The 16700-nt window shown below is 73.2% G+C and carries 13 protein-coding genes and 2 riboswitches; of the genes, 4 read left to right on the top strand and 9 right to left on the bottom strand.

All coding sequences use genetic code 11. The features are described from left to right. The first annotated feature begins 9 nt into the window (after window positions 1-9). Window positions 10-161, top strand: a riboswitch (cobalamin riboswitch). 36 nt (window positions 162-197) lie between these two features. The 3 genes from E5083_RS05890 (at window position 198) to E5083_RS05880 (ending at window position 2170) form a co-directional block, all read left to right on the top strand. Next, entirely contained in the window at window positions 198-419 is a 222-nt protein-coding gene (locus E5083_RS05890; protein WP_135784528.1) for a CbtB domain-containing protein, read from the top strand. Window positions 420-440: 21 nt separating this feature from the next. Next, on the top strand, window positions 441-1196 hold the full coding sequence (locus tag E5083_RS05885; protein WP_135784527.1) for a CbtA family protein: 756 nt from the start codon (window positions 441-443) through the stop codon (window positions 1194-1196). 113 nt (window positions 1197-1309) lie between these two features. Next, window positions 1310-2170: an ASCH domain-containing protein gene (locus E5083_RS05880; protein ID WP_135784526.1), complete on the top strand. Its 861-nt coding sequence runs from the start codon at window positions 1310-1312 to the stop codon at window positions 2168-2170. A gap of 14 nt (window positions 2171-2184) precedes the next feature. Here E5083_RS05880 and E5083_RS31100 read toward each other — a convergent pair whose 3' ends face one another. The 4 genes from E5083_RS31100 to E5083_RS05860 form a co-directional block, all read right to left on the bottom strand. Continuing rightward, on the bottom strand, window positions 2185-2655 hold the full coding sequence (locus E5083_RS31100; protein WP_167513473.1) for a hypothetical protein: 471 nt from the start codon (window positions 2653-2655) through the stop codon (window positions 2185-2187). Window positions 2656-2720: 65 nt separating this feature from the next. After that, on the bottom strand, window positions 2721-3284 hold the full coding sequence (locus E5083_RS05870) for a histidine phosphatase family protein (RefSeq protein WP_135784525.1): 564 nt from the start codon (window positions 3282-3284) through the stop codon (window positions 2721-2723). Window positions 3285-3350: 66 nt separating this feature from the next. After that, on the bottom strand, window positions 3351-5663 hold the full coding sequence (gene metE / locus E5083_RS05865; protein ID WP_135784524.1) for a 5-methyltetrahydropteroyltriglutamate--homocysteine S-methyltransferase: 2313 nt from the start codon (window positions 5661-5663) through the stop codon (window positions 3351-3353). Window positions 5664-5824: 161 nt separating this feature from the next. Beyond that, a riboswitch (cobalamin riboswitch) is annotated at window positions 5825-6043 on the bottom strand. Window positions 6044-6113: 70 nt separating this feature from the next. Next, the gene (locus E5083_RS05860; RefSeq protein ID WP_244317394.1) at window positions 6114-7442 is read right to left on the bottom strand and encodes an amidohydrolase; all 1329 of its coding nucleotides are present in this window, start codon (window positions 7440-7442) and stop codon (window positions 6114-6116) included. A gap of 184 nt (window positions 7443-7626) precedes the next feature. Between E5083_RS05860 and E5083_RS05855 the strand changes: the two genes are divergently transcribed. Then, window positions 7627-7800, top strand: a complete 174-nt coding sequence (locus E5083_RS05855) for a thiazolylpeptide-type bacteriocin (protein WP_031179489.1) — start codon at window positions 7627-7629, stop codon at window positions 7798-7800. A gap of 110 nt (window positions 7801-7910) precedes the next feature. On the opposite strand, the gene E5083_RS05850 is transcribed toward E5083_RS05855, so the two are convergent. Genes E5083_RS05850 through E5083_RS05830 form a run of 5 tightly spaced genes read right to left on the bottom strand, consistent with a single transcriptional unit; the run spans window position 7911 to window position 16693 of the window. Beyond that, window positions 7911-9842, bottom strand: a complete 1932-nt coding sequence (locus E5083_RS05850; protein WP_208753980.1) for a TOMM precursor leader peptide-binding protein — start codon at window positions 9840-9842, stop codon at window positions 7911-7913. Then, the gene (locus E5083_RS05845; RefSeq protein ID WP_135784523.1) at window positions 9839-10591 is read right to left on the bottom strand and encodes an ABC transporter permease; all 753 of its coding nucleotides are present in this window, start codon (window positions 10589-10591) and stop codon (window positions 9839-9841) included. The genes E5083_RS05850 and E5083_RS05845 overlap by 4 nt, the downstream gene beginning before the upstream one ends. Next, on the bottom strand, window positions 10588-12849 hold the full coding sequence (locus E5083_RS32210) for an ATP-binding cassette domain-containing protein (protein WP_425276695.1): 2262 nt from the start codon (window positions 12847-12849) through the stop codon (window positions 10588-10590). Before E5083_RS32210 ends, E5083_RS05845 begins: the two co-directional genes overlap by 4 nt. Beyond that, window positions 12846-13964: a lantibiotic dehydratase C-terminal domain-containing protein gene (locus E5083_RS05835; RefSeq protein ID WP_135784522.1), complete on the bottom strand. Its 1119-nt coding sequence runs from the start codon at window positions 13962-13964 to the stop codon at window positions 12846-12848. The genes E5083_RS32210 and E5083_RS05835 overlap by 4 nt, the downstream gene beginning before the upstream one ends. Continuing rightward, window positions 13961-16693 (bottom strand): lantibiotic dehydratase, encoded by a 2733-nt coding sequence (locus tag E5083_RS05830; RefSeq protein WP_135784521.1) that lies wholly within the window; start codon window positions 16691-16693, stop codon window positions 13961-13963. The genes E5083_RS05835 and E5083_RS05830 overlap by 4 nt, the downstream gene beginning before the upstream one ends. Window positions 16694-16700: the final 7 nt, after the last annotated feature.

The following is a 16700-nucleotide window of genomic DNA, read 5'->3' as shown; positions in this document are numbered from 1 at the left end:
GGTGCGCTCTTGGCCAGGCAGGGCGCACGCGGTACCGTCGGGGCGATATCGACGACGGCGAAACGGAAGCCGGTGAGAAACCGGCACGGTCGCGCCACTGTGTGCGCGGTCCCTCAAGGGGCCGCGCGAGTCAGACCCGTGGCCGTCGTCCTGTGCACCACCGAGATGGGACGCGAACTCCCAGAGGAGGTACTGCCATGGCGCAGACCGTCGCTCAGCCGACAGCCGGAAACCCCGCCGTTCCCGCCAAGCTGCCGCTGAAGGAGATAGCGCCCTGGGCGGTCTTCTTCGGCGTGCTCATGCTGGTCCTGCTGTACTTCGTCGGCGCCGAGCAGGGCGCCACCTCCGTGTTCAACGGCACGGACGTCCACGAGTGGGTGCACGACGCCCGCCACCTGCTCGGCTTCCCCTGCCACTGACGCGAGGGACGCCGCACACCCATGAACTCCGCAACCGTGAGAAACCTCCTCGTGCGGGGCATGCTCGCCGGCCTCGGCGCCGGAGTGCTCGCCCTGATCGCCGCGTACTTCCTCGGCGAGCCGAACGTGGACAGCGCCATCAGCTTCGAGGGCCACCACTCCCACGAGCACGAGGTCGAAGTCGTCTCCCGCTCCCTCCAGTCCACCGCCGGACTGGCCACCGGCGTCCTCGTCTACGGGGTCGCCTTCGGCGGCATCGCCGCGCTCGCCTACTGCTTCGCGCTCGGCCGCGTCGGCCGCTTCGGCCCCCGCGCGACCGCGCTGCTGCTGTCCGGCACCGCGCTGCTCGCCGTGTACGTCGTACCGTTCCTGAAGTACCCGGCCAACCCGCCCTCGGTCGGCGACCCGGACACCATCGGCAAGCGCACCACGCTGTACTTCCTGATGATGCTGCTCAGCATCCTCCTGGCGATCGGCGCCACCCTCCTCGGCAAACGCCTCGCCCCCCGCCTGGGCAACTGGTATGCGACCTTCACGGCCGTGGCCGCCTTCGCGGTGGCCATCGGTCTGGCCTACGCCTTCCTCCCGGTCATCAACGAGGTCCCGGACCACTTCCCGGCCACCCTCCTCTGGCGCTTCCGCCTCTCCGCACTGGCCATCCAGACAGTGCTGTGGACCGCCTTCGGCCTCCTCTTCGGCGAGCTGGCCGACCGCCTGCTGAACCCCCGCCCTGCGGCGGAGCGCAGCACGGGCCAGGCAGTCGCCGCCTCCCACTGAGCCAGGGATGTGAGGAGGGGCCCCGGAGTTTCCCGGGGCCCCTTTTCACTCAGTTGTGTCGCATCCTCTTTTCGTAGGTCAGCCTCCGCCGAAATTCCGTGGAGCCCACCTGCGTGGCGTGGAATGATCTTCGGCGACTGCTGGCGGAAGAGAAGGCTGAAACCGTGTACGTACCGTCATCCGCACGAGCCCTCGATGATGACGAGCGTGAGCTGGTAGAGCTGGCACGCCGCACGATAGACGCGCATACCGACGCCGGGCCCGACGAAGACGGGGTCCACACGATGGGCGCGGCGGTCATGGCCGCCGACTACCGGATGTTCGCCGGAGTGAACCTCTACCACTTCACCGGCGGCCCCTGCGCGGAACTCGTGGCTCTGGGCGCCGCACGAGTCCAGGGCGCCCGCCAGATGCGCTGCATCGTCGCCGTGGGAAATCACGGGCGCGGGGTCATCGGCCTGTGCGGGCGCGATCGGCAGGTCTTCGTCGACTACTACCCCACCATGCGCGTCATCGTGCCCACGCCCGAGGGGCCCAGGTCCGTTCTCGCCGCCGACCTGATGCCGCTGACTCAGCGATGGACTCCGGAAGGCATGAGCGAGCTCGACCCGTCGCTCTATCAAGACCCCGAGACGGCCGGTCCCCCGATCATCCGGTTCAATCCCCGCTACCTCGAAGCCGTCCGCTCCGGCGCCAAGACCAGGACCACCCGCTTCCGGGACGCGGCCCAACTTGGGCCCGCACGGCTGGTGTTCGAAAGCGACCCCGAGGTCGTCCTGCCGGCAGAGGTGACCGGCATCAGGCACTGCCTGGTCGGCGACCTTACCGACCAGGACGCCCAGGCCGAGGGACTGACGACCGTAACCGAACTCCGGGAAGCCCTCCAGGGCCACTACCCGGACCTGGCGGCAACCGACGCAGTCGACGTGATCACCTTCCAGATCAACGACAAGACAGGCGCCGCTACTCAGTAGGTGTCCAGTGGTATTCATGCAGTGTGGATACCGCGATAGGCGCCCGTGACCTCCCCTTCGATGCCGTCTTGTGTGACCTCGACGGGGTGATCCGCTTCTATGACACCGTCGAGGTGACACGCCTGGAGGAGGCAGCGGGCCTGCCGGAGGGCATCACGGCGGCTATCGGATTCGCGCCGGAGAACGACCTGCCCCTGTTGCTCGGGCAGATCACCAGAGATCAGTGGGCCCAGTCGATCGTGCATGGCCTCAGATCCCATGTTTCGTTGCGTGACGCTCACGCGCTGGCCAAGGCGTTCACCGAAGCCGGCTTCTGGGCGGACGAAGCTGTCGTCAGCCTTCTGCGTCAGGTCCGGGAGCATTGCCCAGTCGTCCTTGTCACGAACGCGACGGTGTGGCTCGACGAGGACCTCGCGGTGCTCGGACTGGCTCGGCTTCGGCGGGTTGAGGCAGTGGCTCATAGTCCCGGCAGTTGCGGCGAGCATGTATCCGTCCCGGCGCCGCGGCATGGCCTACTCGCACACACCTACCGGCCAGAGTGCAAAGACACCTACTCACCCCCGAGCGGTCGTCCCAACCGCAGGTTCCAGCGGCGCGCTCGTCCCGAGAGTTCCGTCGCGGTGAGCGGTGGCACGTCCAGCCGCCAGAAGGTGCCAGTGGGTAGGCCCAGCGCGTGGACCACGGCCGCTCGCACCACCTCGGGCTCCACGACGGCGATCGTGCGGCCCTCGGGCGTTGACTCCAGCCAGTGGCCCACCCGTGCGCACAGGTCCTGTACCGACTCGCCGTCCGGTGCCGGGTAGTCCGGGTCGGTCAGCCAGTGGGTCAGTGCTTCCCCCTCCGTCGCGGCGACCTCGGCCAGGGTGCGGCCCCGCCAGCGGCCGGTGTTTAGTGGGGCGAGGTCCGTCGCCACCGTGCCGCGTAGGCCCAGTGCCTCGGCCGTGGCCCGGCACCGGGCACCGGATGACAGGACCACCCGGGCCGCCTCCGGGAAGGCCGCGCCTGCTGCCCGGGCGGCTGTCGCGTCGTCGATGGACGAGGAACCGTCGTAGAACCGGGCCTCCCGGAGCGCGGGGCCGATGGCGGGCGAGATGAGCACCAGGCGACTGGTCACTCGGGGAAACCTCCTGGTCGTAAGTCCCGGCCCCGCGGCGGGGGCCGGGACGAACGGGTGGTCGGGCTAGCGCAGTTCACTCCGCACGGTACGGGCCGCCGTCACCAGGTTCTCCAGGGACGCCCGTGTCTCCGGCCAGGCGCGGGTCTTCAGGCCGCAGTCCGGGTTGACCCAGAGCCGTTCGGCGGGGATCGCCTTCAGCCCCGTACGCAGCAGCTCGGCCGCCTCTTCCGCGCTCGGCACGCGGGGGGAGTGGATGTCGTACACACCCGGACCCGCCTCGCGGGGGTAGCCGTGCGCGGCGAGTTCGCGGGCCACCTGCATGTGGGAGCGGGCGGCCTCCAGGCTGATGACATCGGCGTCGAGGTCATCGATGGCCCGCACGATGTCCCCGAACTCGGCGTAGCACATATGGGTGTGGACCTGGGTCTCCGGCCGGACGCCCGCCGTGGTGAGCCGGAACGCCTCGGTGGCCCAGGCGAGATAGCCGGGCCGGTCGGCGGCGCGCAGCGGGAGCGTCTCGCGCAGCGCGGGCTCGTCCACCTGGATCACCGAAGTACCCGCCGCCTCCAGGTCGTTGACCTCGTCGCGCAGGGCGAGGGCGACCTGGCGTGCGGTCTCCCCGAGGGGCTGATCGTCGCGGACGAAGGACCAGGCGAGCATGGTCACCGGACCCGTCAGCATGCCCTTGACCGGGCGGTCGGAGAGGGACTGGGCGTACGTCGTCCAGCGGACCGTCATCGGCTCGGGGCGGGAGATGTCGCCGGCCAGGATCGGCGGGCGGACGTAACGGGTGCCGTACGACTGGACCCAGCCGTGCTGGGTGGCGAGATAGCCGGTGAGCTGCTCGGCGAAGTACTGCACCATGTCGTTGCGTTCGGCCTCGCCGTGCACCAGGACGTCCAGGCCGGTCTTCTCCTGGAAGGAGATCACCTCCCGGATCTCGGCCTTGATGCGCTCCTCGTACCCGACCGTGTCGATCCGGCCCGCCCGCAGGTCCGCGCGCGCGGTGCGCAGCTCGCCGGTCTGCGGGAACGAGCCGATCGTGGTCGTCGGCAGCAGCGGCAGCCGGAGGTGGGCCCGCTGGGCGGCGGCCCGCTCGGGGTACGGCTGGGCGCGGCGGGCGTCGGCCTCCGTTACGGCCTCCGCGCGGGACCGGACCGCCGGGTCACGGGTGATCGGGGAGCCGGTGCGGGAGGCCAGGTCGGCCCGGTTGGCGGCGAGTTCGGCGGTGATCGCGTCCGTGCCGCGCGCCAGGCCCCTGGCCAGGGTGACGATCTCGGCGGTCTTCTGCCGGGCGAAGGCCAGCCAGCGCAGGATCTGCGGCTCGATGTCCCGCTCGGGGGCGGTGTCCAGCGGTACGTGCAGCAGGGAGCAGGAGGCGGCCACGTCGACCCGGCCGGCCAGCCCGAGCAGGGTGCCCAGGGTGGCGAGGGACTTCGACAGGTCGTTGACCCAGATGTTCCGGCCGTTGACCACACCGGCCACCAGCCGCTTGCCGGGCAGCCCGCCCACTGCGGCGAGCGCGTCCAGGTTGGCGGCCGCGGCCTCGGTGAAGTCCAGCGCCAGCCCCTCCACCGGCGCCTTGGCCAGCACCGGCAGCGCCTCGCCGAGCCGGTCGAAGTAGGAGGCGATGAGCAGCTTGGGCCGGTCGGTCAGCGCACCCAGGTCACGGTAGGCCCGCTCGGCCGCGTTCAGCTCGGCCGGCGTCCGGTCCTGCACCAGCGCGGGCTCGTCGAGCTGGACCCACTCCGCCCCGGCCGCGCGCAGATCCGCCAGCACCTCGGCGTACACCGGGAGCAGCCGGTCCAGCAGGGTCAGCGGATCGAAGCCGGCGGGGACACCGGGCGCGGGCTTGGCCAGCAGCAGGTAGGTGACCGGGCCGACCAGTACCGGCCGGGCGGCGAGGCCCAGCGCGAGGGCCTCCTTCAGTTCCGCGACCTGCTTGGCGGAGTCGGCGGAGAACACGGTGTCCGGTCCCAACTCGGGCACCAGATAGTGGTAGTTGGTGTCGAACCACTTCGTCATCTCCAGCGGCGGCACCTCTTGCGTACCGCGCGCCATGGCGAAGTAGCCGTCCAGCGCGTCGGCCTCGACGGCGGCCCGGTGCCGCTGGGGGATCGCGCCGACCATCACGCTGGTGTCCAGCACATGGTCGTAGTACGAGAAGTCGCCGGTCGGAACCTCGTCGATCCCGGCTTCGGCGAGCGCCTGCCAGTTGGTGCGGCGGAGGTCGGCCGCGGTGGCCCGGAGGGCGTCGGCGGTGACGCGGCCCTTCCAGTAGCCCTCGATCGCCTTCTTCAGCTCCCGGTCCTGGCCCTGACGCGGGTAGCCGTACACGGTGGACCGTGCTGCCGCGGCTGCGGACTTCGGTGTCACGGAGATCTCCTTCACGAGATGAATCCCTGAGGTCCCGGCGACGGGACGAGCACGTGAAGGGGTGACGGCCAGGCGGCCCCGGCCCGCGCGCTGCGGCGCGGTGGTCCGTCTGGTTGCGTACGCCGACCCGCCCTCGAGGTCACCGGAACTCCGTACGCGAGTACGCGCACGGGCAGTTGGCAGGTCTTCGGACTCGCGGGCGCGTCCTCACCAGGAGGACACCTACTGGCCGTCGCTTCCCGGGTCCGTGCGTCGGACCCAGTGCGTATGACGGCGGTCGTTCCCGCTCACCGCTGCGGGGCAGTCCCGGATTCCCACCGGGTTCCCTCTTGCGACACCCCGCCTGGCGGACGGGGCGAACCAGCTACGGGGATCAGCCTACGGGCCATGACGGCGCGCCGCCGGTACCGTCCGGCATTCGGATGGTGATCCGGGCCACGCGTACGGCGGTCACTTCGCGGCCGGGTCCAACTGGGCCAGCGCGGCCGTGACCAGGGCGGCCGTGCCGGTGTCCAGGGTGAGGCGGACGCTGGGGAGGTAGCGGGGGGAGTGGTTGTGGGGGAGGCCGCGGAACTTCTCGGCCGGCCCGGTGCCGGGGGCCGCCGCCCACTGGGTGGGGCCGACAGAGCCGAGCATCCAGTAGGCGCCCCGGATGCCGGGCCGGCCGTGCAGATGGCCGCCCGCGCCGGTGAGCAGCGGGAAGTCCTCCGTCGCCGACGACGCCGGCCAGCCGGTGACGCGGGCGGCGCCGAAGGCCGCCTGGTGGGCGGCGCGTACGGCCGCCGTCACGCCGGGGTCGGGCCGGGTGACCCCGGAGCGGGCCAGCTCGCGCACGGTGACCCGCGGCGGCAGCGCGGCCGAGGCGGCCTCCGCGCGCACCACCCGCTCCACCGCCGCCGTGCCCCGGACGAGCGCCGCCTCCGACAGGGCGCGGACGGTGACCCGCAGCTCGGCACGGGTGGCTATGACGTTGCCGGTGCGCCCGGTGTCCCCGGCGCGCAGCGAGGACGCGGTGACCAGCAGCCGCTCCGCCGGGTCCGTCTCGCGGGCGGCGACGGCCGGGAGCCGGGTCACCGCACCGGCCGCCGCCAGCAGCGGATCGGCCGTCAGGTGCGGGGTGGCCGCATGCCCGCCGTCCCCCTCGAAGACCACCTCCAGCGTCACGCTGCCCGCCATCAGCGGCCCGTCGGCGTGCGCCACCATCCCGGCCGGGAACGCGGCGGTGTGCTGGGCGAGCACCACGTCCGGCGCGGTGATCCGGTCGTACAGGCCGTCCTCCAGCATGGCGCGGGCGCCGCTCAGCGTCTCCTCGGCGGGCTGCCCGACGACCAGCAGGGTGCCGCGCCAGCGGTCCCGGTGCTCCGCGAGCCAGCGGGCGGCGGCTGCCGCGCACGCCAGGTGGGCGTCGTGCCCGCAGGCGTGCATCACCGGCACCGGCCGCCCGTCCGGTCCCGGCGCGGTCGCGGTGCTGGCGTACGGTACGCCGGTCTCCTCGGCCACCGGCAGCGCGTCCAGCTCGGCGCGCAGCAGCACGGCCGGGCCGTCGCCGTTGGCCAGTTCGGCGGCGACCCCGTGCCCGCCGACCCCGCGCAGCACCCGGAAGCCGTCGGCCGTGAGCCGGTCCGCGAACCGGGCGGCGGTGCGCTCCTCGGCGCCGGACAGCTCGGGGTGCCGGTGCAGGTCGAGATACAGCTCGGCGGTGGACGGCAGCAGGGCGTCCAGACCTGGCGGCACACCACCGCCCACGGTCACGGACGGACGGGACTGGTCGCTGCTCACGGCGGGGCTCCAGGGGGTCGTCGTACGGGGGTGTCAGCGAAGTGACAGCCATCGGTCAGGGAGTTGGTGCCGGACGCGCGTAGAAAGGTGGTGTCGGGGGGCGCGCTCCTCCGGCTGGTTCAGCGCACCACCGGACGGGGCCGTCCCGGCCGGCCGCAGGTCACCTGACCCGGAAGGAGCCACCATGGCTGACAACACCCTCGCCTCCCTCGCCCAGGAGATCCTGGACCTGGAGTCGGAGACCTTCGAGATCACCGACTACTCGGACGCCAGCGAGGTCATGCTCGGTTCGTCCACGAGCTGTTCCTCCACCAGCACCTGCTCCAGCACCACCAGCACCACCTCCTGCACCGCCTGACCCAGGCGCTCGCACCCACGGTCCCCGGCCCGCCTCGGCGCGCCGGGGACCGCCGGTGTGCGCGGGCCCCTTCGACGGCCCGCGCCCGACGAGCAGAACGCCTGCCCCGCTCACGGGAACGGATGCGGCACCCGCCGCAACTCCTCCTCCCGCAGCGGCGCCGGAACCATGCCCGCCCGGTACGGCGCGGTCCGCAGCCTCGGCATCGTGAGGGCCCGCTGCCGCGGCCAGCCGAAGTCGATCGGCAGCAGCCCCGGAGCCAGCGTGGCCACCGTGCGCAGCCCCATCCGCCGCTGCTCGGGCGTGGTCTGGTCGACGGCGATCACCTCGCAGCCCGCCCCGCCCAGCAGGTCCCGCACCAGCAGCAGATCGTCACGGAGGTCACCAGTGCGCGGCCGCCGCTCCTCCCAGGACGCGAACAGCTCGTCCAGCGGAGCCGTGCGGGGCGGCTTCAGATAGCCGGTGGCGTGGACCCGCATCGCGGGCAGCCCGAACAGCGCCGCGTGGTCCGGGAGGCGCTTGACCAGGTCGAAGTCCTCGGTCATGGCGGCGAGTTCGGCGGGCCGTTCGGCGACCTGGCCGGGCAGGTGCGGGATGTAGGTCAGGATCTCGGAGACCGCCGACTCCACGGCCGTCTCCGGGTCGAAGGACGCGCCCGCCGCGAAGGCCAGGGAGCCCGGCGCGTCGTCGCGGCGGACCGCGAGCCCGGTGACGACGGGCACCGGGAGGTCCACCCGGTTGTCGAAGACATGCACGTCGTACCCCTGGAGCGCGGCCCGCGCCACCATCGCCCGCACGCCCGGCGAGCGCACCGAGTCCAGGTCGATCTCGGGGAGCGGGAGATCGCCGTACCAGCCGAGCAGGAAGGCGTCCCGCTCGATGAGTTCGAGCAGGCCGAAAAAGACGGCCTCTTCCCAAGTGCTGCCGATGGCGCAGCCGTTGGAGCACTCGAAGACGAAGTTGTCGGCGGCCGTGCCCGCGCTGTAATAGACGAGCCGGGCCGGGACCAGCACCGGGCGGCCGTCCCGCAGCGACCAGCCGGTGACCCAGGGGATCGGCCGGGCCGGGTCGAAGGGCTCGACCATCGGGTCCTCGGCGTAGGTGCGCGGACCGTACAGCCCGCAGGTGCGCGGGTCGAGGGCGCGGTCGCCCAGCTCGTCCAGCGAGGCCGTCACCACCGGCGCGCGGTGTCGGCGATGGGTGCCCGCGTACCGCTCCAGGCCCTCCAGGAAGGCCAGGTCGCGGCTGGCCGCGAAGGAGTTGGCCTGGCCGCTCCAGGTGACGTCGGTGAGACCGGCGTACCCCCGCATGAAGACGCTGCCCGCGACCGGCGCGGTGGTGGGGGAGGTGACGTCGATCCAGGTGCCGCCGCCCAGCACCCCGCACACCGGGTTGGCCAGCGCCTTCACCGGCAGCGAATGGTCCGACGCCCGGCGCAGCCGGTAGGAGTCCGGGCGCGGCTTGGGCAGCGGACCCGGCGCGGGGAGTGTCGCCTCCGCCGCCGCGCGCCGGGCCGCCTCCTCGGTGAAGGGACGGCAGCGCGGGCACATCGGCTCCGGCAGCAGCGGGAACGTCCGTACCCGCAGCGTCTCCAGGTCCACCTCCGTGACCTGAGGCAGCTCGGCGTCCGGGCCCTCGGCGGTGTGCCGGGCGGCGCCGGAGGCGATCAGCCGGTGCAGCGACCACACCGCGTCCACCGTGTGGTCCGGCAGCACCGGCCACGCCCCGGCCGCCGTGGTCTGCGTACCGGTCTCCAGCGCCTCCCGCTCGGTACGGGTACGCAGCCGCTGGCGGCGCATCGCCAGGCAGGTCCCGCAGGCCGGGCCGGCCGCCGGGGTGCCGCCCCAGGGACCGAGCAGTACGGCCTGCGCGGTCAGGTGCACGGTGGCCGGGTCGGCGGGGAGCCCGGTGTCGCCCAGCACGTTGGTGTCGCCGATCCGGGAGACGGCGGGCGCGGGCAGCCCGGCAGCCGTGGCGCGTACCGCCAGCCGGGAGTGGAGGTCGGCCCGCGCGGCCTCCAGCGCGGTCATCGTCGTCGTCATGTCCGGTTGCTCCAGCGGAAGATCCGGGTGGCGACCACCCCGAAGACCAGGGCGAACACGGCGAGGCCCGCGCAGTCCAGCGCGATGTCCCCGAGGTCGCCCCGGCCGCCCATGGCGTCGGTGAGGCCGTCGTTGAGATAGTGCAGCGGCAGCACCTTGGCGGCGGTGCGCAGCCAGCCCGGCATCAGGTCGTCCGGGAAGAACGAGCCGGACAGGAACGCCATCGGCACCATCACCAGGTTGGCGATGGCCGCGACCGCCTCCGGGGTGTCCGCCAGGCTGCCGACCACCAGCCCCATGGCGAGGAACGCGGTCACCCCCAGCACCAGCAGCGGCAGCGCCGCCCACCAGGGCCCCATCAGCTTCAGCCCGAAGAACGGCAGCAGCGCGACGGCGGTGAAGAGCACGGTCTGCGCCAGCGCCACCCCCATCGCCACCGTCCACCGCGAGGCCAGCAGGGTGCGCAGCGGGGTCGGGGTGCGCCAGATCAGCCGGAGCAGGTCGTCCCGGCGCCACTGCATCAGCGCGAACCCCACCGAGAACACGGCCGCGTTGCCCACGCCCCAGGACAGCACGCCCGGCGCGATGTAGTTGATGGAGGCCAGCCCGCCGTTGACCTTGTCCCCCTGGAAGATCAGGCCGAACAGCACCAGGAAGGCGAGCGGGAAGGCGAAGGTGAAGAAGAGGGTCGTCTTGTCGCGCACGCTCGCGACATAGGTGGCCCTGGTCAGTGCGGCGTAGGCGCTCAACGGTGGTGCTCCGATCCGGTGCCGGTCAGCGAGAGATAGGCGTCTTCGAGGGTGGGGGTGCGTACGGAGACCGAGTCGATGTCCACCAGGTCGCCGAGGGCGGGCAGCACCCGGTTGGGCACCGTCGTCTCGATGACCAGGTCGGCGCCCTGCACGGTGGCCCGGTCCACGCCGGTCAGCGCGAGCGCGGCCTCAGGGGAGACCTTGTCGGCGGGGACCAGCAGGCGGGTCGGCGCGGCCAGGGCGCGGATCAGGCTGCGGGGCGTGTCCAGCGCGACGACCCGGCCCCCGGCGATGATCGCCACCCGGTCGCACAGCGCCTCGGCCTCGTCCAGGTAGTGGGTGGTGCAGATGATCGTCCGCCCCTCCGAACGCAACGACCGCAGCAGCTCCCACAGTTCACGCCGCGCCTCCGGGTCGAGGGCGGCCGTCGGCTCGTCCAGGAAGATCAGCTCCGGCTCGTTGAGCAGCGCGGTGGCCACCGCGAGCCGCTGCCGCTGGCCGCCGGAGAGATGGTCGATCCGGGCGTCCGCCTTCTCGGTCAGCCCGACCCGCTCCAGCGCGGTCTTCGCGGCCTCCGGCGCCATGCCGTACAGCGCGGCCACCGTGCGCAGATGCTCGGCGGCCGTCAGCCGGGCGAAGAACGCCGACGCCTGGGTCTGGACGCCGATCCGGGCCAGCAGCGCGATGTCACGCGGCCAGGGGCTCTGCCCGAACACGGTGACACGGCCGGAGTCGGCCTCCCGCATGCCCTCCACGATCTCCACCAGGGTGGTCTTCCCCGCGCCGTTCGGCCCGAGGATGCCGAAGAACTCCCCGTGGCGCACCTCCAGGGAGACGCCGTCGAGCGCCGTCACCTCCCCGTAGCGCTTGCTGACGCCGTCCAGGGCGACGACGGTCTCGGTAGCGGCGCCGCGCGGGGCGGCCTCCGTCCTGCTGTCGGGTGCGCTCATCTCGCCTTTCCTCAACTGGTCTACTGCGGACGGGACGTGGCGCCCCGGTTCGGACGTGGGGGAGGCGGCCGGAGCCGCTTCGGTGGTACGCCGGTCCCGCAGGCGCCGGCCGAGCCCGCCCAGCACCCACAGCACTAGGACGGCGGCGAGCAGCGCGGGCGGCAGCGACCAGGCGAGCACCGCCAGGCCGTCCGGCAGCATCGTGCGCAGCGCCGCCCCGCACAGCACCAGCAGCGCCGCGCTCTGCACCGCCGTCAGCAGCGCGAACCCGCCGTACAGCAGCCGCAGGCGCGCCGGGTACGCGGCCAGGCCCGGACCCCGCCGGAACAGCGCCCGCGCCGCGAGGCCGGTGAAGGTACGGGCGCCCTCGGACAGCGCGGTCACACCGAGCGCGTGCCCGAGCGCCTTGTAGCCGTCCAGCGGGGGCAGCGGGAGCAGGTTGGCCACGCCGAGGACCGTGCCGAGCAGCAGCAGCGCGCCCAGCGCGGGCCGGGCCTCGGCGCCGGACGGGAGCAGCGCCCACACGGCGTAGAACGGCACCAGGAACAGCAGGTTGGCGAAGACGCCCGCGCACGCCGTGGCCACCTTCCGGGCCCGGCTGCCGAGGAACTGGACGTCCTCCACCTCGCAGTACAGATACGTGGTGAAGCAGATCCAGCGCAGCCCGATCTCGGTGACCCGCCCGCCCCAGGCCCGCGCGAACAGCCCGTGCGCCAGCTCGTGCAGGGCCAGCCCGCACCACAGCACACAGCCGATCGCGAACAGCAGCACCGGCTGGCGCGCGGTCTCCTCCGTCTGTTGCCACAGCGTCCCGGCCTGCGCCGCGACGGCGACGAACACGCCGACCGCCAGCGCCGTCAGCACCGCCAGCACGGCTGGTCGCCGGGCGGGCGCGGTGAGCCGGTGCAGCCGGTCCATCAGCGCGGGAGCGTCCGCCACCATGCGGGTCCGCCCGGCCAGAATCCCGTTCGGCGGCCGCTCCGGACCGGCCGGGGGCGCTGCCGCCGGCGCGGGGGAGCCCTCCAGCAGACCGCGCCCGTGCAGCAGCCGGAGCAACTGCCCCCACTGCGCCTCCCCGAGCCGGGCCCCGAACGCGCCCGCGTACTCCCCGCCGATCTCCTCCAGCGTGCGGGAACCGTCCAGCCGGGTGATCAGGAAGTGCTCCTTCGGCCCCAGCTCCAGCCGCCGCCCCGTACGCGGGTCCTTCAGCAGATGGATACGGGCCGCACCGCGCACCAGCCGGGGCCCCGCCACCAGATCGGGGCGCACCCTGGGCCGGCTGGCCAGGAACGTCCCCGTGGTCACCCCTCACCCCCACGACGCCAGCCCGCCAGCGAGTCGCCCGCGTCGGCCTCGGCACCCCGCGCGCCGCCGTCCCGGAGGGCGCGGGCCAGCACGTACGACAGGAACGCCTCGTCGCGCACGGTCGTGCTGAGCCGGTTGTTGGTCATGTGCAGATACGGCGAGAGCAGCATCGGCAGCGCCTGCGCCGGGTCGGTGGGGCGCAGGTCGCGGGTGCCGTCCCAGGAGCGGAACACCAGCGCGCCGTCGCGGGTCAGCGCCAGGGCCCGGTCGCGCAGCTCGGCGCAGTGCTCGGCCCAGCCGCGCAGGAACACCGGGAGCCGCCCGGTCTCGCCCGCCGCGACCGCCGCCCGGATGTCCCGGAACCGGCCCGGCAGACTCGCGCCCATCGCGGTGTACGCGCGGTCGTAGCCGTCGTCGGCGGTGTAGTTGGTGCTGGAGAACGCCCGGTTCCAGAAGGTGTGATAGCGGTCCAGGAAGGACAGCAGGGCCTCGTCGTCCCGGAGGAACGTCCCGGCCATCACCATCATCAACTGGGCGGACAGCCCGAGCAGTACGGTGCGCAGATGGAGGTTCATCGAGCGAGCGGCCTCGATGACCAGGTCGCTGGAGTGCTGGAAGTGCCACTCCGCCAGCTCGATCCCGGCCGGCCCGCCGTACTTGCCGTACTCGGGCTCGTACGGGCGGTCCTCGAAGGAGTTGTTGGGGCGCAGCACCATCCGGCCGTCCGGGCCGAGGTACTCCGCGCGCTCCTCCTCGCCGAACTCCAGGGCGAACAGGGTCTCGTAGAGGTCGGCGAAGAAGCCGTCCCTCACCTCGTACAGCGCGGGCCGCTCGCGCAGGAACGTCTCCAGCGCGGCGTGCGCCCGCTCCCGGACGACGGGGGTGTCGGCCGCGCGGGCCGGTTTGAGGCGGAGGCGCAGATGCGGGCCCTCCAGCCAGTAGTTGATGAAGAAGTACCCGGCGAGCAGGCCCTCCTCGGTGAGGGCGTCGACCAGCGGGCGGACGCACTGGACGAGCAGCGGGCGGTGGCTGGCCGCGTAGAAGACGTGCACGGCCAGCCACTCGCCGGGCGCCTGACCGGGCAGGGCCGATGCTTCGGTGGGAGCGGTCGTCATGGGGTGGCGTCCTCCTCGGTTCGGGTGGCCGGTACGGGCAGCAGTTCGACGGCGAGTTCGGCCACGTGCCGTCCGCGCGGTGAGGTGACGTGCAGTTCGTCCTCGGCGGGGAGCATCTCCTCGAAGACGGTCCGGGCCCGTTTCCCGGCGAGGAGCCCTTCGAGGGCGGTGAGCGAGAGCGGGCTCTCGAAATCGACGTACTGCGGCTTGGACCCGCCGAACCAGGCCGCGCCCTGCCCGTCCGCCGTCTCCTCGTGGACGGTGGCGAAGACCCGGGCGGGCAGGCCGTGCCGGACCCGCCAGCGGTGCCAGGCGAGATACCAGTCGGCGTCCGTGGTGCCGGGCGCCCGCAGCGGGAGCCGGCCGTCGGCGACGGTCCAGGAGCGCCGCTGGAGCACCAGCGCGTGGTGGCGGACGCGGGGGCGCCGGGTGACGCCGTCCGTCGCCTCGCCCGTCGGCACCCCGCGCCACACGTCCGGCACCGAGCGGGAGGTGGGGGAGAACAGCAGCAGGGTGCGCGGGATCTCGGGCAGCACCATCGGCACCAGATAGCCGAGGTACACCGGGACGACCTCGCGGTCCAGGCGCCGGGAGCGCAGCAGCAGCCGGTCCTCGGTCTCGTCGTGCACCGCGTACAGGTCGTCCAGGTGGAGACGGGCCGCTTCGGGAGCGGTGCTGTTCTCGCCGGGGCAGACGATCTCGTAGTCGGTCAGCCGGCCGTGCAGATTGAGGTTGGTGGTCGCGGCACCGGCCGTCACCTCGGCGAGCACCGCGCCGGGCGGCAGCACCGAACGCAGCGCGTTCCGGAGGGAGTTGGTGAGCCCGGGGCCGTCCGCGCCGTCGAAGCAGTGCGTGAAGCGGGTGAAGGGGAAGCAGAGACCGCCGTAGGAGTTGTTCAGCACGGCCAGCGGGCCGTCCTCGCGGCGGGCGAGCTGGAGGAAGTGGCTCTGCGGACGAAACGCGGGCGCGGCGGCGCCGAGCGCGTCGGCCATCTCGTCCACGGTCGCGTCGTCGAGTACGAACTCCTCCGCTTCTGAGGCGAGTTCGGCCCAGCGTTCCCGCATCCGGGCGGCGAGGGTGGCGCGGGCCCGGTCGACGGAGGTGATCTCCGGGACGCCGAGCCAGTTCTCCTCCGGGGCGTGGCTGCCGTCCGGCAGGTAGCCGTCCTTGGCCGCGGTGAACTGGAGGTACTGGCGGAAGATGTCCTCGTGGAAGTCGTGGACCAGCCGCAGCAGGTCCTCGCAGCGGCCACCGCGCCCGTACCGGGCGACGAAGAAGCCCTTGAGGGTGAGCCGTTGGGGCAGCGCCACGTCGAAGGCGGGCAGCACCCGGCCGATCGACCGCAGTGGCGCGGCCACCGGCTCGGCCCACTCGGCGAGCGGCGCGCCGGTGGTACCGGCCGACACGTCCTCGTAGAGCAACGTCTGCGGCAGTACGGGCCGTTCGGCGCCCAAGTGGGTCTGCAGGGCGGCGAGTGCGGTACGCAGCTCGGCCAGCAGGGCGCGTCGGGTGGGCACATCGGCGTCCCCGTACCGCGCGACCGCCTCGGCCGGACCCTCCAGCCGGGCGGCGATCGTGTCCGCCCACTCCACCCCCAGGCTCCGCAACGCCCGCTGGAAAGCGCGCAGCGGGTCGGGACTGTGCACGCTCGTGTCCAGCAACGGGAGTTGCAGCATGCCCAGTTCACGCAGCGCCGTCAGATAGTGGCCCGCCTCCTCCTCGCCGGCGCCCGTGGTGGCGGCCAGCCAGCGGGCCAGGTCGCCGTGGGTCAGGGTGCCGTCGGTGTCGCGCAGCAGCGTCAGCATCCCGTCGAGGGCGCCCTGCCGGCGCAGGAAGAACAGCCGGTCCTGGGCGGCGTCGAAACTGACCGGCGCGCTGTCGTCCCCGGCCGTGACCGCCCGCCGGACATAGCTCACCCGGTCGTCGTCCCGCGTCCAGCCCGAGGCCGGCGCCACCGGCAGGTCGGCGCGCCGGGCCGGGTCGGCCACGATCAGCTCGGCGAGCCGGGTGAGGACGACCACGTTGAGCCGGGGGTGGCTCGTCCAGCCGTCACCCACCTCCGTCAGGTCGCCGCCCTCCGCGAAACCGCCCAGCGCCACCCCGGTCAGCGTGCTGAACGGGCTGGTCTTGCAGGCGGTCCGGTACAGGTACGACAGCAGCGAACGCTCCATCTTCCGGGCCCGCTTGCCCGGCGCCGGAGAACGGTCGGCGGCGAACGCGTCGAGCCGCTCCTCCAGCGTGGGCGAGGCCAGCAGCAGGCCCCGGCGCAGCCGGTCGTCCAGCGCCAGCCCGCGCAGCGCGGCACGGGTGCGGGCCAGCGCGCCGCCCAGCACCGACTCGCCCTCGGCGCGCAGCTCCTCCCAGCGCAGGCGCGCGTCCAGCCACGCGGTGAGGTCCGCGCCGGTGTCGCCGTCCAGTCCCGAGGCGAGGGTGCGGGCGGCGGGGAGGTCGGCGGGCAGGCGGTTGTTGAAGACCTGGCGGCGCAGCGCGAGCAGGCGGCGGCGCAGGGCCGCGTCCTCGGTGGCGCCGACGGCGGCGGAGAGGGGGTCGCTCAGCCGGGCGCCCAGCGCGCGCAGCCTGTCCTCCTCGGCGGCCGTGCGGGCGGCCCAGTCGGCGGTCTCCGGGGCGCGCAGCACCTTCACGGTCTCGACCGGGAGACCGGCCACGCGCAGCATGAAACGGCGGTGCAGGGTCACAGTGGTGTCGGCGGCTGTGGTGGCCGGGCTCATACCGTGC

Origin of the sequence: Streptomyces bauhiniae (genome assembly GCF_004784475.1) — a bacterium.
GTDB classification, from domain to species: Bacteria; Actinomycetota; Actinomycetes; order Streptomycetales; family Streptomycetaceae; genus Streptomyces; species Streptomyces seoulensis.
The sequence above is the reverse complement of the archived record's forward strand: the minus strand, read 5'-3'. Positions and strand labels throughout refer to the sequence as shown.

What these genes read in the sequence shown, in the direction of transcription:
- E5083_RS05890 (WP_135784528.1), top strand. Translation starts at nt 198, where the DNA reads ATGGCGCAGACCGTCGCTCAGCCGACAGCCGGAAACCCCGCCGTTCCC.
- E5083_RS05885 (WP_135784527.1), top strand. Translation starts at nt 441, where the DNA reads ATGAACTCCGCAACCGTGAGAAACCTCCTCGTGCGGGGCATGCTCGCC.
- E5083_RS31100 (WP_167513473.1), bottom strand. Translation starts at nt 2,655, where the DNA reads ATGCTCGCCGCAACTGCCGGGACTATGAGCCACTGCCTCAACCCGCCG.
- E5083_RS05855 (WP_031179489.1), top strand. Translation starts at nt 7,627, where the DNA reads ATGGCTGACAACACCCTCGCCTCCCTCGCCCAGGAGATCCTGGACCTG.
- E5083_RS05850 (WP_208753980.1), bottom strand. Translation starts at nt 9,842, where the DNA reads ATGACGACGACGATGACCGCGCTGGAGGCCGCGCGGGCCGACCTCCAC.
- E5083_RS05835 (WP_135784522.1), bottom strand. Translation starts at nt 13,964, where the DNA reads ATGACGACCGCTCCCACCGAAGCATCGGCCCTGCCCGGTCAGGCGCCC.
- E5083_RS05830 (WP_135784521.1), bottom strand. Translation starts at nt 16,693, where the DNA reads ATGAGCCCGGCCACCACAGCCGCCGACACCACTGTGACCCTGCACCGC.